Genomic DNA, 13,453 nt, shown 5'->3' on the forward strand with positions numbered 1-13,453 from the left:
TGTAATCGGTGCGCCTTGCAGGCCGGCCGTCAGATCGCCCTCAGGATCTCCACGATCTGCATGATGGCGGGGTCGTTGAGGTCCGTCTTGCCGTTGACGACATCCAGAAAATCATTATCAGGCAGTTCGAGGAGCGCCTTGTAGGCGGACATCTCCGCCGGGGAGAGCGAATCGAAGCGCTGGGCGAGGAACCGCTCCAGCACCAGATCCAGCTCCAAGAGCCCCCGACGGGAATGCCAACGGATCCGTTTCAGTTCGACCGGATCAAAGTCGGTCATACCGCACGCCTTACCATCAGATCCTTGATCTTGCCGATCGCCTTGGTCGGGTTGAGACCCTTCGGGCAGACGTCGACACAGTTCATGATGGAGTGGCAACGGAACAGGCGGTACGGATCTTCCAGGTTATCCAGACGCTCGCTGGTCGCTTCGTCGCGGGTATCCGCAATGAAACGGTAGGCGGCCAGCAGGCCGGCCGGACCGACGAACTTGTCCGGGTTCCACCAGAACGACGGACACGACGTCGAGCAGCACGCGCACAGGATACATTCATACAGGCCGTCCAGCTCCTTGCGGTCTTCCGGCGACTGCAGGCGCTCGCGCTCAGGACGCGGGCTGTCGTTGACCACGTACGGCTTGATCGAGTGGTACTGCTTGAAGAACTGGGTCATGTCCACGATCAGGTCGCGGATCACCGGCAGGCCAGGCAACGGACGCAGCGTGATCGGTTCCGCCAGGTCGGCGATATCGGTGATGCAGGCCAGGCCGTTCTTGCCGTTGATGTTCATGGCGTCGGAACCGCAAATGCCTTCGCGGCAGGAGCGGCGGAACGACAGGGTGTCGTCCATGGTCTTCAGCTTCACGATGACGTCCAGCAGTTTCACGTCGTTCGGGCCGATTTCGACCTCGTAATCCTGCATGTACGGCTTGGCGTCCTTGTCCGGATCGTAGCGGTAAATGGAAAAACGCATTTTCTTCATGTTGAATCTCCGTTTGCCGCTTAGAAAGTACGCTCTTTCGGCGGGATGTAGTCCACCGACAACGGCTTGGTGTGCACCGGCTTGTAGCTCAGGCGACGTTCGTCACCGTAGTACAGGGAATGCTTCATCCAGACCTCGTCGTCGCGGTTCGGGAAGTCGGCGTGAGCGTGGGCGCCACGGGACTCCTTGCGCGCGTCGGCGGCAATCAGGGTCGCCACGGCGACTTCGATCAGGTTTTCCAGTTCCAGTGCTTCGACGCGGGCGGTGTTGAAGACCTTGGACTTGTCCTTGATCTGGGTGCGCTTCACGCGCTCGGCCACCTGCTGGATTTCCGTCACGCCCTTGGACAGGTTGTCCGCGTTGCGGAACACGGCAGCACGGGCCTGGACGGTGCGCTGCATCGCGGTGCGCACGTCGGCCACTTCTTCGCCGTTGGTCTGACCGTCGAGACGGGCGATACGAGCCAGCGAGCGATCGGCAGCGTCGGCCGGCAGATCCTTCCAGGTCGGCATCTCGTTCTTGATGTACTCGACCATGCTGTCGCCAGCCGATTTGCCGAATACCACCAGATCGAGCAGCGAGTTGGTGCCAAGGCGGTTGGCGCCGTGCACCGAGGCGCAGGCGCATTCGCCCGCAGCGAAGAAGCCGTTGACGCGGGATTCGGGGTTGTCGCCCTGCGGGATCACCACTTCGCCACGGTAGTTGGTCGGAATACCGCCCATCATGTAGTGGCAGGTCGGGATGACCGGGATCGGCTCCTTGATCGGGTCGACGCCGGCGAACTTGATGGCGATCTCGCGGATACCCGGCAGACGTTGCTTGATGATGTCCGGGCCGAGATGATCCAGCTTGAGCAGCACGTAGTCCTTGTTCGGACCGCAGCCACGGCCTTCCAGCACTTCCTGCTCCATCGAGCGGGCAACGAAGTCACGCGGAGCCGGGTCTTTCAGGTTCGGCGCGTAGCGCTCCATGAAGCGTTCGCCGTTGGCGTTCAGCAAGATACCGCCTTCGCCGCGCACACCTTCGGTGATCAGGACACCGGCGCCGGCCACACCAGTCGGGTGGAACTGCCAGAACTCCATGTCTTCCAGCGGAATGCCGGCACGCACGCACATACCCAGGCCGTCGCCGGTATTGATGAAGGCATTGGTCGACGCGGCGTAGATACGGCCGGCACCGCCGGTGGCGAACAGCACCGCCTTGGCGTGCAGGATGAACACTTCGCCGGTTTCCATTTCCAGCGCGGTCACACCGACCACATCGCCGTCGGCGTCGCGGATCAGGTCCAACGCCATCCATTCGACGAAGAACTGGGTATTGGCGCGCACGTTACGCTGATACAGCGTGTGCAGCATGGCATGGCCGGTACGGTCGGCCGCGGCACAGGCGCGCTGCACCGGGGTCTGGCCATTGTTTTGGGTATGGCCGCCAAACGGGCGCTGGTAGATCTTGCCGTTTTCCAGACGGTCGAACGGCATGCCGAAGTGCTCGAGCTCGATCACGGCTTCGGGCGCCTTGCGGCACATGAATTCGATGGCATCCTGGTCACCCAGCCAGTCCGACCCCTTCACGGTGTCGTACATATGCCATTCCCAATGGTCTTCCTGCACGTTGCCGAGCGAGGCGGAAATGCCACCCTGCGCCGCAACCGTGTGCGAACGGGTCGGGAATACTTTGGACAGCACAGCCGTTTTCAGGCCGGACTCGGACAATTGCAGGGCCGCACGCAGACCTGCGCCACCGCCGCCAACGATGACAGCATCAAACCGACGAACAGGTACGCCCATTACAGCCCCCATACCACTTTAATCGAGTAAATAACACAGGACACCAGCCATACCAGCGTGAGCACGTGCAGCGTCAGACGCACGCCAACCGGCTTGATGTAGTCCATCCACAGGTCACGGATACCAACCCAGGCGTGCATGAACACGGCCAGCAGGGTGGTCTGGGTCAGCACCTGCACCCAGGTCTGGCCGAAGAATGCTTTCCAGCCTTCATAGCTGGACGGCATGGCCAACAGGAACAACACCAGCGCGAAGGTGTAGATCGCCATGATCACGGCAGTGACGCGCTGCAGAACCCAGTCGCGCAGACCGTAATGAGCGCCGACGACGATGCGGTTTACCATAGAACGACCCCCAGAATGACAGTCAGGGCAAGACTGATAACGATCACGGACTTGGCGGTAGCACGAGCGGTTTGCAGCTCGAGGCCTTTATGCACATCCAGGAACAGGAAGCGAATGCCAGCGCAGAAATGGTGCATGAAGGCCCACAGCAGACCAATCAGAACCAGCTTCATCAGGGGGTGGGAGACCACGGCACGGTAGGCATCGAATGCTTCAGCCGAACTGAGGGTTCCGTGGAGGAGGTAAATCAAGAGAGGGAGAGAAAAGAACAGCGCGACACCGCTGATCCGGTGCAAGATCGAGACGATACCCGGGATGGGTAGCCTGATCTTGGCCAGATCCAAGTGCTTTGGTCGTTGCTTCTGCATATGGCTTCCTTGGATGCTTTTTTTAACCAAGTGGTTATACCGTGGCTTCATGACTGAAGCCGCCCAGTGACGATCGCATTTTGTTTTGTAAAGCGCACGACCGTCGATTCGACTCTCACGCTGCACCCCACTGCGTCGACTCGCTTGCTGCAGGTGCAACATGAACCCGGAATTTTATCAAAAACCCTCACCGGCTTGGCCGGTTTTTACAAAATCCTGTCGTTTTTACCCAATTATGGGATCCGCGGCCCACCGCAAGAAATCCCTGCTTTGCCGTTGATCTAGGGCGTGACGACATAGGCGAATTGTTGCGTCAGGCAGTAACGCTGGCGCCATTCGACCGGCTCTCCGGTCATCGACACCGACAGTCGCAGCAGCGACAAGGCCGGCACTTCGATGCTGGTCACCTGCCCCAGCAGCGAGGCCTCTTCCCGGGGCAGGAGCTCGGCCCGAAACTGCACCGACTTCACCATCACCCTGACCCCGTAGCGACGCTGCAGCGTGGCGTACACCCCGCCACCGAACTGCCGCAGCCATCGGGCGTCGAGCCCTTCGAACTTTTCGCACGACAGGTAGGCATCGTCGAGCGCGATCGGCTGCCCCTGATAGCGCCACAACTGCCTCAATCGCCATAGCGGTTCGCTTCGACGCAACCCGAGGGCCTCGGCCATCTCCACCGAAGCATTGGCACGGGAGCAACTCAGCAGTTCGACCAGCGGAGCGGCACCGCCCGCCCCCATCGCGCCCGGAGCACTGAGCAAGGCATCACCCCAATCACTGACGGACTCAGCGACGAATGTCCCCCTGCCTTGCTGGCGGTACAGAACTTCATCCTGGACCAGTTCGGTCAAGGCCCGACGGATGGTGCCCTGGCTAACCGACAGCTCTTCGGCCAAGTCCCATTCGCTGGGCAGCGCCTCGTCCACCTGCCACTCGCCGTCATTGATTCGCAGCAGCAGGAGCGACTTGATTTGTTCATACAACGGCCGGCGGCGGAGCTGGTTGCGATTCATGTTGTGTACTTTTTATCACCAAACAAATCAAGCGTAAATAGAAGTCTTATATAAGACATAAGTCATTATCGATGATATCAGAAAAAGTGATGGGGAATCCACGGCCACAAGCGCCGGACCTCGTGGTAGACTTCTTGGTCGCAGCCATTTATTGCGCAGCAACATTCCCTCACATCTCACGTCGAATAAAGGAGTGCCTCCTGATGAAAGCCCCTGTACGCGTTGCCGTGACCGGTGCAGCCGGCCAGATTGGTTATAGCCTGCTGTTCCGCATTGCCAGCGGTGAAATGCTCGGTAAAGACCAGCCCGTCATCCTGCAACTTCTGGACCTGCCGCAGGCCCAGACCGCCGTCAAAGGCGTGATGATGGAACTGGAAGACTGCGCCTTCCCGCTGCTGGCCGGCATGATCGCCACCGACGACCCGAACGTGGCTTTCAAGGATGCTCAGGTCGCCCTGCTGGTCGGCGCCCGTCCGCGCAGCAAAGGCATGGAACGCAAGGACCTGCTGGAAGCCAACGGCGCCATCTTCACCGTTCAGGGCAAGGCGCTGAACGACCACGCCGACCGCAACGTGAAAGTGCTGGTCGTCGGCAACCCGGCCAACACCAACGCCTACATCGCCATGAACAGCGCTCCGGATCTGGATCCGAAAAACTTCACCGCCATGTTGCGCCTTGACCACAACCGCGCCCTGTCGCAGCTCGCGGCCAAGACCGGTACCGCCGTATCCGACATCGAGCACATGCTGGTCTGGGGCAACCACTCCCCGACCATGTACGCCGACTACCGCTTCGCCACCGTGAACGGCGAATCGCTCAAGGCCAAGATCAACGACGAAGCCTGGAACCGCGACGTGTTCCTGCCGACCGTGGGCAAGCGCGGCGCCGCCATCATCGAAGCACGCGGCCTGTCGTCGGCCGCCTCGGCAGCCAACGCCGCCATCGACCACATCCATGACTGGGTGCTGGGCACCAACGGCAAGTGGGTGACTATGGGCATCCCGTCCGACGGCTCCTACGGCATTCCGGAAGGCGTCATGTACGGCTTCCCGGTTGTGTGCGAAAATGGCAAATACACGATTGTTCAAGGCCTTGAGATCGACGAGTTCAGCCGCGAACGCATGAACCTGACCCTGGCCGAACTGGAAGAAGAGCGCGCGGGCGTTGCCCATCTGCTCTGATAGCATTAGCCCGGTTCATGCAAAAGCGCACCGCGAGGTGCGCTTTTTGTCTTTGATCGGGCCGGCATTTTCTGTTTTTACGTATAGCGAATTGGGAGTTGTTGAGATGATCGAAGTCGAAGTTCTGAACCAGATCGACGCCAAGATTGCAGATCTGGCGAGCCGTGCCACCGCCATTCGGGGGTATCTTTGACTACGACGGCAAATGTGACCGTCTGGAAGAAGTCGTCCGTCTGACCGAAGACCCCGACGTCTGGAACGACCCCAAGCGCGCCCAGGACCTGGGCCGCGAACGCAAGCAGCTGGAAGACGTGGTGCTGGTCATCAACAACATCAGCGGCACCGTCAACGACAGCCGCGACCTGTTCGACATGGCGCGCGAAGAAAACGACGCCGACACCATTCTCGCGGTGCAGGACGACCTGGCCGAGGCAGAGGCCAAGCTGGCCCAGCTCGAATTCCGCCGCATGTTCCACGACCCGATGGACCCGAACAACTGCTTCCTGGACATCCAGGCCGGCGCCGGCGGCACCGAGGCACAAGACTGGGCCGGCATGCTGCTGCGCATGTACACCCGCTACGCCGAGCGCAAGGGCTTCAAGGTCGAAATCCTGGAAGAATCCGAGGGCGAAGTGGCCGGCATCACCAGCGCCACGCTGAAGATCAGTGGCGAATACGCCTACGGCCTGCTGCGCACCGAAGTCGGCGTGCATCGCCTGGTGCGCGTCTCGCCGTTCGACTCCAACGCCCGCCGCCATACCTCGTTCTCCTCGGTATTCGTCTACCCGGAAGTGGACGACTCGTTCGTGATCGAGATCAACCCGGCCGACCTGCGCGTGGACACCTACCGCGCCTCCGGCGCCGGCGGCCAGCACATCAACAAGACCGACTCGGCGGTGCGCATCACGCACAACCCGACCGGCATCGTGGTGCAGTGTCAGAACGACCGCTCGCAACACCGCAACCGCGACGAAGCGATGCAGATGCTGCGCGCCAAGCTCTACGAACTGGAGCTGAAAAAACGCAACGAAGCCAAGCAGGCGCTGGAAGACACCAAGACCGACGTGGGCTGGGGCCACCAGATCCGCTCCTACGTCTTCGACCAGTCGCGCATCAAGGATCTGCGCACCAGCTACGAGGTCGGCAATATCAAGTCCGTGATGGACGGCGACCTCGACGGCTTCATCGAAGAAAGCCTCAAGCAGGGCGTCTAAGCCCGCCTTGCTGACGGGGCGGAACCGCACCCTCCGCCCCAGATAAAAGATTGCCATTGGAGTCACTATGTCAGAACACGAACAAACTGCCCCCGCCCTCGATGAGAACCAGATCATGGCGGAACGCCGCCAGAAGCTGAAGGCCATCCGCGAACAGGGCGTCGCCTTCCCCAACGACTTCCGCCGTAGCCACATGGCGCGCCAACTACACGATGCGCACGACGATAAGGAGCGCGAACAGCTGGAAGGCGAACAGATCGAGGTGGCGGTGGTCGGCCGCATGATGCTCAAGCGCGTCATGGGCAAGGCCAGCTTCGCCACGCTGCAGGACGGCAGCGGCCGCATCCAGATCTTCGTATCGAACGACAAGACCGGCCTCGAGCAGCATGACCAGTTCAAGCACTGGGACATGGGCGACATCGTGGCGGCCCGCGGCACGCTGTTCAAGACCAAGACCGGCGAGCTGACTGTCCAGGCAAGTGAAGTGCGTCTGCTGTCGAAAAACATTCGCCCGCTGCCGGAGAAATTCCACGGTCTCACCGACCAGGAACAGAAATACCGCCAGCGTTACCTCGACCTGATCATGAACGAGCAATCGCGTGACGTGTTCACCAAGCGCTCGCAGATCGTCCAGGGCATCCGCTCCTACATGGTGGACGAAGGCTACCTGGAAGTCGAAACGCCGATGATGCACCCGATTCCGGGCGGTGCTACGGCCAAGCCGTTCGTCACGCACCACAACGCGCTCGACATGCCGCTCTACCTACGCATCGCCCCCGAGCTGTACCTGAAACGCCTGGTAGTGGGCGGCCTGGAGCGCGTGTTCGAAATCAACCGCAACTTCCGCAACGAGGGGATGAGCACGCGTCACAACCCCGAGTTCACCATGATGGAGTTCTACGAGGCCTACTCGGACTACCAGCGCATGATGGAAATGACCGAGGGCGTGATCCAGAAGCTAGCGAAGGACATTCTCGGCACGCTGCACATCCAGTACCAGGGCAAGACGGTCGACCTGTCGAAATTCGAACGCCTGACCATCGTCGGCGCCATCAAGAAGTACAACCCGCACTACAGCGACGAGCAACTCCACGACCGCGCCTGGCTGAAGGAAGAGATCGCCCGCCTCGGCGGCAAGCCGGTACTAACCGACGGCATCGGCGGCCTGCAGCTGTCGCTGTTCGAAGAATGCGCCGAGAGCCAGCTATGGAATCCGACCTTCATCGTCGACTACCCGGTGGAAGTGTCGCCGCTGGCGCGCGGCTCGGACAAGCACCCCGGCATCACCGAGCGCTTCGAGCTGTTCGTGGTCGGCCGCGAGCTCGCCAACGGCTACTCGGAGTTGAATGATCCGGAAGACCAGGCTGCCCGCTTCCTGGCCCAGGTGCAGCAGAAGGATGCCGGCGACGACGAGGCGATGCACTACGACGCCGACTACATCCGCGCGCTGGAATTCGGCCTGCCGCCGACCGGCGGCTGCGGCATCGGCATCGACCGCCTGGTGATGCTGCTGACCGATGCCCCGTCGATCCGCGACGTCATCCTGTTCCCGCAGATGCGCGCGGAATAAGCACGCCGATACGACCTTTTGTAGGTTTGCAGAGTTCGTGCAAATTACTGCATTTAGGTGAACAATCGAGTGCTTTCTCAGAAAAAGCCCCGACTTTAAGTCGGGGCTTTTTTACATACAGTACAGTGTTGGAATTGGGGATGAAGCGGGAAAATTGAGCAACAATGGCACGCTGATTTCGCGCACCATTTTCTTACGCGAGTAGACCTAGCCGTTATTGCGACGGCGGCGTGACTCCACGCTCGGCCAAGAGGGTGCGATGCGCGGCCAGAATCTCACCCATGCCATGGGGTTCGAGTTGACTTGAGGGGGCATGATTGGATGCCATCAAGCCAGCAACTCTTGGCTGAGGTTGATTGGCCTTATAGGTGGCGAGAATCTTCTGTGCTTCTTCAAGCAGCTTTAGGATTTCTTGACTGTCACCACGGAGCTTGCCGAACCAGTGCGCAATGAAGATAGAGTCGAGCTTTGCATAGTCGAGTACACCGTACTGGACCCGATAGGCCACGACACTTCTCGTGCGCGACTTCAAGCTGTTCGCCGAGAGGTGCCAGCGCCAGTAGCGCACATCCATACGCATGAGGAATCCGTTATCTGGGTAGATAACATACCGTTTGAGGGTATCTTCACCGGCGGTTCCGCTACCCAGGATAACGTCTAGGCCGTCGGAGATGACATCGCCGATAAAGTTGGCAATACGGGCTCCTTGTTCGTCGTCCTTGGTACCAAGTTTTGTAGCTTTGGTGACGAGGTCGGTGACACTTTTCCTCAAGCCCGCAGTGTCATCGCTGATGATGACGTGCGTCTGTTCGTCGATAAAGTCCTTCAATGTACCCGGTGCCATGTTCTCATCACCATTGGTCCAGGATTTGTTCATTTCATCGCGGAATGTGGCGAGACGCGCTTCGGCAAGTCGAGAAAGGACAGTCAGCGTTTCAGAGAGGGCCTGCTCAATTTCTTTTGAGTTGTCGAGGCTGTTTACGAAGTCACGAACGATACCCATGAATCCTCCTAAAACTTTGGTTAAGGCTCCCTGCTTGTTAAGGCAGGTAGCCCAGTAGCGCACAAGAAATATGTTATTAGTATATTTTTTGCCATTGCACTAGTATGAATGAGCAAAATTTTTGGCAGCAATCAATGCCCTAGCATGCTAATGCTTAACACTGATCCCGAAATCTTTGCTCACGTTTGGCTCGGAATTTCTAGTGAAGTAGTCCACACATCATCTGGAGAACCAGCACATGGGAATGGAAAAGCAGGTCGGTGCTTGGATGTATGGCCTTATCAAGAACCAGAATATGCAAACTCAGCAAGGCCAGGCATACAACAAGTATCTACAGGCACTTTTGCAGAAGGGTGGGGCCGAAGGCTGGGTTCAGGTCGAGATGGCAATTTTTTTCGAATCGATCCCAGGCGTCGTCAACGTTCACCGAGAGAAGCACATATATCAAAATCCGAACAAAAAGGTCGACTTTGCTCTTGAGTGTAAAAATGACGTGGGACAGTGGTTTGGTGACCTAGTGGAACTGAAGTGCGAATCGTTATTCCATTCCGCCGAACTAGGCCGCTCGACGATGGACCACACTCAATATGCCGAGGTACAGGTTGACGTCGACAAGCTGAAGTATGAAAGGTCGCCCGAATTCGCCTCGAATGGGTCGTGCGTTTTGGTTGTGACATTCTCACGGGAAGCAGAACAGGCGATAGATAACCGTTTCCAGCACATTCTCAACGATGATCCCGAATGCAAACAGGAACTGGAACTTCAACATTTCGGTGAGTGGTGGAAGGTCTGCGTCTATGCTCTGCCGGTGAGCTGACAAAGCACTGGCCTGTCAATCGTTCCCCTGGACGCAGGAGCCAGGCGACTCAAGCAGGAGGAGTTGGAGCCAGCGTCTCGGCAAAGTCCAGATACGCAGGGCGAGCAGCAAATGACTTCTCGGCAATGCAAGCAACTCACCCCGAAGAACAGCTAGTTTCCGGCACCCTCACGGCTTCAACCGTGGCGACAGGCGGAGGATGCTGCCCTATCAGGCGCTGGAGGTGAGTCGCTCCGGCAGCAGGACGCCCTTCTCCAGCAGCTTCTCGAACTCCTTGGCCGGGACCGGTTTCGCCAGCAGGTAACCCTGGGCGGCATGGCAGCCCTCGCGGTCGAGGAACTTCCACTGCTCGATGGTCTCCACCCCTTCCGCAATCACCGTCATGTTGAGGTTCTTGGCCATGTTGATGATGGCGCGGGCAATAGCCGAATCGTCCGCATCCATCGGAATGTCACGCACGAAGGAACGGTCGATCTTCAGCTTGTCCGCCTTGAAACGCTTAAGGTAGGACAGACTGGAGTAGCCTGTACCAAAGTCGTCGATGGAAAGCTGCAGCCCCATGCTCTTGATGCGGTCGATGGTATGGATGGTGGTTTCGACATCGTCCATGATCACGCTCTCGGTCACCTCGACGTCCAGATCACTGCCCACCAGCCCGTGCGCCGATAGTGCCCGCTGCAGGTGTACGGCCAGGTCTTGCTGCCTGAACTGCAGCGTGGACAGGTTGACCGCCAGCGAGATGCGCGGCAGTCCCTGGCGGCGCCACTGCGCCAGCTGGCGGCAGGCCTCCTGGATCACCCAGTTGCCGATCTGGACGATGAAGCCCCGCTCCTCGGCGACCTCGATGAAGCGTACCGGCCCCAGCAGGCCCAGCTCGGGATGCTGCCAGCGGATGAGCGCCTCGGCACCGATGATTTCCCCGGTCTTCAGGTCGACCTGCGGCTGGTAGTGCAGCACGAACTCGTCTCGATCCAGCGCGTAGCGCAGCTGGCTCTCGATCTCAAGGATTTCCCGAGCCCGTGCATTGAGGTCGGCCGTGTAGAACTTGTAGCTGTTGCGGCCGGCCGATTTGGCGTGGTACATCGCGGCATCGGCGTTGCGCACCAGGGTCTCGAAGTCACGGCCATCGTCCGGGAACACGCTGATGCCGATCGACGGCGTGATCGAGATCGAGTGGTTGAACAGTTCGACCGGCGGCTCAAGCACCTCGCGGATGCGCTCGGCGGCCAGTGCCGCACTGCCGGGATCGGCGATCAGCGGCAACAGCACGATGAACTCGTCGCCGCCTTGGCGTGCCACCACTTCACCCGTCAGCAAGGTCGAGCGGATACGCTCTGCCAGCACCTGCAGCAAGGCGTCGCCCGCCGAATGGCCGAGCGACTCGTTGATGGTCTTGAAACGGTCGAGGTCGAGCAGCAGCAGGGCCAGCCGCTCGTTGTCGCGCGTGGCGTTCTGGATCGCCAGCTCGACCCTATCCTGGATATGCGCGCGGTTGGGCAAGCCGGTCAGCACGTCGAAATGCGCCAGGAACTGGATGCGCTCGTCGGCGGCCTTGCGTTCGGACAGGTCGCTGAAAATCGCCACGTAATGGGTGATTTCGCCCACCGCATTGCGCACGGCGCTGATTGCCAGCCACTCCGGGTAGACCTCACCGTTCTTGCGGCGATTCCACAACTCGCCCTGCCAGGAACCATGCTCGTTGATGGCACTCCACATCGCTTCGTAGAAGGTCTCGTCGTGACGGCCGGAAGACAGCATGTCCGGCTTCTGCCCCAGCACTTCCTGCTGGCCGAAGCCGGTGATCTGGCTGAACGCCCTGTTGACGCTGCGGATGCGCTTGTCCGCGTCGGTGATCATGATGCCCTCGACGGTATTCTCGAACACCTTGGCCGCTAGCTGCATGCGCTCTTCAGCCACGCGCTTTTCGGAGATGTCGCGCACCATGCGCCATACCGCGTTGATGCGACCGAAGGAATCCCGCATCGCCACGGTCTTGACGCTGACCGGCACCACGTTGCCGAAGCGGTTGATGTAGCTGGCCTCGAATTCATCGCAATAGCCGAAGCGCAGCACCTTGTTGTCGAGGTTGAAGCGCTCCATCCCCTCGCTCTCCGGCGCGATCAGCGACCAGAAGTTCTGCAACTTGAGTTGGTCGAGGCTGTAGCACATCAGGTTGAGGAAAGCCGGGTTGGCATCGATCACCTGGCCGTCGAGCGAGCTGATCACGATGCCGTCTAGATTGGACCAAAACAGCTCGCGGTACTTGTTCTCGGAACGGCGCAAGGCATCCTCCACCTCGCGCCGCCGGGCGATGTCCGACTCCAGCGCCAGGGTCTTGGCGCGCAATTCGTCGATCAGGCGCTTAAGTTCGGCTCGCGTCCACTCGAGGTGGCGCCCCAGCCGGCCGATCTCATCCTTGCGCTCCCAGAGAAAGGGGGTGTCGAGGTGCAATTCGGCCAGATGCGTCGCCTGCTCGGTCAGGGTGCGCATCGGCTTGAGGAAGCGGGAATGCAGAATGCCGACAATCAGCAGAATGGACAGCCCCAGCTGGGCGAACAGGATCATCAGCAGGTTCTTGAGCTGATTGCTCTGGGCGATGGTCAGGTGCTCGGTATCGAACTCGATGGTGACCTGGCCGATTTCCTCGCCACGGTAAATGACCGGCTTCTGAACGAAGGAGACGCCGCCGATACGGCGCTCGCTACGCAGCGCGTAGAGGAAAACGGTGTTGGACTGAGTATCGGTCACCCGCACCGAAATGACGCGGCTGTCCTCCATCACCGAGGCGATCAGCGGACTACCGGCCTGCCGGCTGAGGTTCCACAGCGGCTCCTGCATGCCCAGCGCCACGATGTCGAGCAAACGGCGCTGATCGGTTTCCAGCTGCGCCACCATGTTGTCGCGCTGCAGCCCGAACCCCAGCACGGTGATGATGGACGCAGGAATCAGCAGACCAAGAATAACGGCAACAAGCACCACCACCCGCAGCGAAAAGCGCGAAGCCACGGTCTGGTTAACGGCTGACTGGCGCGACGATGTCATGTTTTTCTGGTCCATCAAGCTCAAGCGGGGTCAGATCCCGGTATTTAATAGTTATCGACACGTTTACCTAATTCGAGAGGGAGTATACCCCTACCCGTCGATTGCCTTGCCTGTTTCACGCGCCTACAATCCGCA

The 13,453-nt window shown here is 59.7% G+C and carries 13 protein-coding genes; 5 read left to right on the plus strand and 8 right to left on the minus strand.

Annotated elements, in window-relative coordinates; translation table 11 throughout:
- Positions 1 to 29: 29 nt before the first annotated feature.
- From ABKF58_RS00825 to sdhC, 5 genes are read right to left on the minus strand one after another with little or no spacing between them, the layout of a single operon-like run.
- Entirely contained in the window at positions 30 to 278 is a 249-nt protein-coding gene (locus ABKF58_RS00825) for an FAD assembly factor SdhE (protein WP_482583055.1), read from the minus strand.
- A complete protein-coding gene (locus tag ABKF58_RS00830) occupies positions 275 to 979 on the minus strand; it encodes a succinate dehydrogenase iron-sulfur subunit (RefSeq protein WP_008953139.1) in 705 nt (234 codons plus the stop codon). The genes ABKF58_RS00825 and ABKF58_RS00830 overlap by 4 nt, the downstream gene beginning before the upstream one ends.
- A 20-nt stretch (positions 980 to 999) precedes the next feature.
- A complete protein-coding gene (sdhA, locus tag ABKF58_RS00835) occupies positions 1,000 to 2,766 on the minus strand; it encodes a succinate dehydrogenase flavoprotein subunit (protein ID WP_482583056.1) in 1,767 nt (588 codons plus the stop codon).
- A complete protein-coding gene (gene sdhD / locus ABKF58_RS00840) occupies positions 2,766 to 3,110 on the minus strand; it encodes a succinate dehydrogenase, hydrophobic membrane anchor protein (RefSeq protein ID WP_008953141.1) in 345 nt (114 codons plus the stop codon). The genes sdhA and sdhD overlap by 1 nt, the downstream gene beginning before the upstream one ends.
- Positions 3,104 to 3,478 (minus strand): succinate dehydrogenase, cytochrome b556 subunit, encoded by a 375-nt coding sequence (gene sdhC, locus ABKF58_RS00845; RefSeq protein WP_008953142.1) that lies wholly within the window; start codon positions 3,476 to 3,478, stop codon positions 3,104 to 3,106. Before sdhC ends, sdhD begins: the two co-directional genes overlap by 7 nt.
- A 66-nt stretch (positions 3,479 to 3,544) precedes the next feature.
- On the opposite strand from sdhC, the gene ABKF58_RS00850 reads away from it, so the two are divergent.
- Positions 3,545 to 3,763, plus strand: coding sequence for a hypothetical protein (locus ABKF58_RS00850; protein ID WP_482583057.1), 219 nt, complete (start codon positions 3,545 to 3,547; stop codon positions 3,761 to 3,763).
- Here the strand turns inward: ABKF58_RS00850 and ABKF58_RS00855 are convergent.
- A complete protein-coding gene (locus tag ABKF58_RS00855) occupies positions 3,760 to 4,491 on the minus strand; it encodes a GntR family transcriptional regulator (RefSeq protein ID WP_014086284.1) in 732 nt (243 codons plus the stop codon). The two genes, ABKF58_RS00850 and ABKF58_RS00855, sit on opposite strands and share 4 nt — an antisense overlap.
- A gap of 203 nt (positions 4,492 to 4,694) precedes the next feature.
- On the opposite strand from ABKF58_RS00855, the gene ABKF58_RS00860 reads away from it, so the two are divergent.
- The 3 genes from ABKF58_RS00860 (at position 4,695) to lysS (ending at position 8,456) form a co-directional block, all read left to right on the plus strand.
- The gene (locus ABKF58_RS00860; protein WP_014086283.1) at positions 4,695 to 5,672 is read left to right on the plus strand and encodes a malate dehydrogenase; all 978 of its coding nucleotides are present in this window, start codon (positions 4,695 to 4,697) and stop codon (positions 5,670 to 5,672) included.
- A gap of 109 nt (positions 5,673 to 5,781) precedes the next feature.
- Positions 5,782 to 6,886, plus strand: a protein-coding gene (gene prfB, locus ABKF58_RS00865; RefSeq protein WP_482584415.1) for a peptide chain release factor 2 whose coding sequence is annotated in 2 segments (ribosomal slippage) — positions 5,782 to 5,862 and positions 5,864 to 6,886 — 1,104 coding nt in all. Because the reading frame shifts where the segments join, the coding sequence is not laid out codon by codon here.
- 67 nt (positions 6,887 to 6,953) lie between these two features.
- Positions 6,954 to 8,456, plus strand: coding sequence for a lysine--tRNA ligase (gene lysS, locus ABKF58_RS00870; RefSeq protein WP_482583058.1), 1,503 nt, complete (start codon positions 6,954 to 6,956; stop codon positions 8,454 to 8,456).
- 214 nt (positions 8,457 to 8,670) lie between these two features.
- Here the strand turns inward: lysS and ABKF58_RS00875 are convergent, their stop codons facing one another.
- Positions 8,671 to 9,459 carry a hypothetical protein gene (locus ABKF58_RS00875; protein WP_482583059.1) on the minus strand — a complete coding sequence of 263 codons (789 nt, stop codon included), beginning with the start codon at positions 9,457 to 9,459 and terminating at the stop codon, positions 8,671 to 8,673.
- A 244-nt stretch (positions 9,460 to 9,703) separates the two neighbouring features.
- Here ABKF58_RS00875 and ABKF58_RS00880 point away from each other — a divergent pair, with 244 nt between their 5' ends.
- A complete protein-coding gene (locus tag ABKF58_RS00880; RefSeq protein WP_482583060.1) occupies positions 9,704 to 10,276 on the plus strand; it encodes a hypothetical protein in 573 nt (190 codons plus the stop codon).
- Between the two features lie 210 nt (positions 10,277 to 10,486).
- On the opposite strand, the gene ABKF58_RS00885 is transcribed toward ABKF58_RS00880, so the two are convergent.
- Positions 10,487 to 13,318, minus strand: a complete 2,832-nt coding sequence (locus ABKF58_RS00885; RefSeq protein ID WP_482583061.1) for an EAL domain-containing protein — start codon at positions 13,316 to 13,318, stop codon at positions 10,487 to 10,489.
- Between the last annotated feature and the right edge of the window lie 135 nt (positions 13,319 to 13,453).

It is taken from the genome of Pseudogulbenkiania sp. AW2-16 (assembly GCF_056824575.1).

Coding starts and splice junctions, on each gene's coding strand:
- sdhA (WP_482583056.1), bottom strand. CDS start 2,766: ATGGGCGTACCTGTTCGTCGGTTTGATGCTGTCATCGTTGGCGGCGGT.
- ABKF58_RS00855 (WP_014086284.1), bottom strand. CDS start 4,491: ATGAATCGCAACCAGCTCCGCCGCCGGCCGTTGTATGAACAAATCAAG.
- lysS (WP_482583058.1), top strand. CDS start 6,954: ATGTCAGAACACGAACAAACTGCCCCCGCCCTCGATGAGAACCAGATC.
- ABKF58_RS00885 (WP_482583061.1), bottom strand. CDS start 13,318: ATGACATCGTCGCGCCAGTCAGCCGTTAACCAGACCGTGGCTTCGCGC.
- ABKF58_RS00830 (WP_008953139.1), bottom strand. CDS start 979: ATGAAGAAAATGCGTTTTTCCATTTACCGCTACGATCCGGACAAGGAC.
- ABKF58_RS00875 (WP_482583059.1), bottom strand. CDS start 9,459: ATGGGTATCGTTCGTGACTTCGTAAACAGCCTCGACAACTCAAAAGAA.
- sdhC (WP_008953142.1), bottom strand. CDS start 3,478: ATGCAGAAGCAACGACCAAAGCACTTGGATCTGGCCAAGATCAGGCTA.
- ABKF58_RS00880 (WP_482583060.1), top strand. CDS start 9,704: ATGGAAAAGCAGGTCGGTGCTTGGATGTATGGCCTTATCAAGAACCAG.
- ABKF58_RS00825 (WP_482583055.1), bottom strand. CDS start 278: ATGACCGACTTTGATCCGGTCGAACTGAAACGGATCCGTTGGCATTCC.
- ABKF58_RS00860 (WP_014086283.1), top strand. CDS start 4,695: ATGAAAGCCCCTGTACGCGTTGCCGTGACCGGTGCAGCCGGCCAGATT.
- sdhD (WP_008953141.1), bottom strand. CDS start 3,110: ATGGTAAACCGCATCGTCGTCGGCGCTCATTACGGTCTGCGCGACTGG.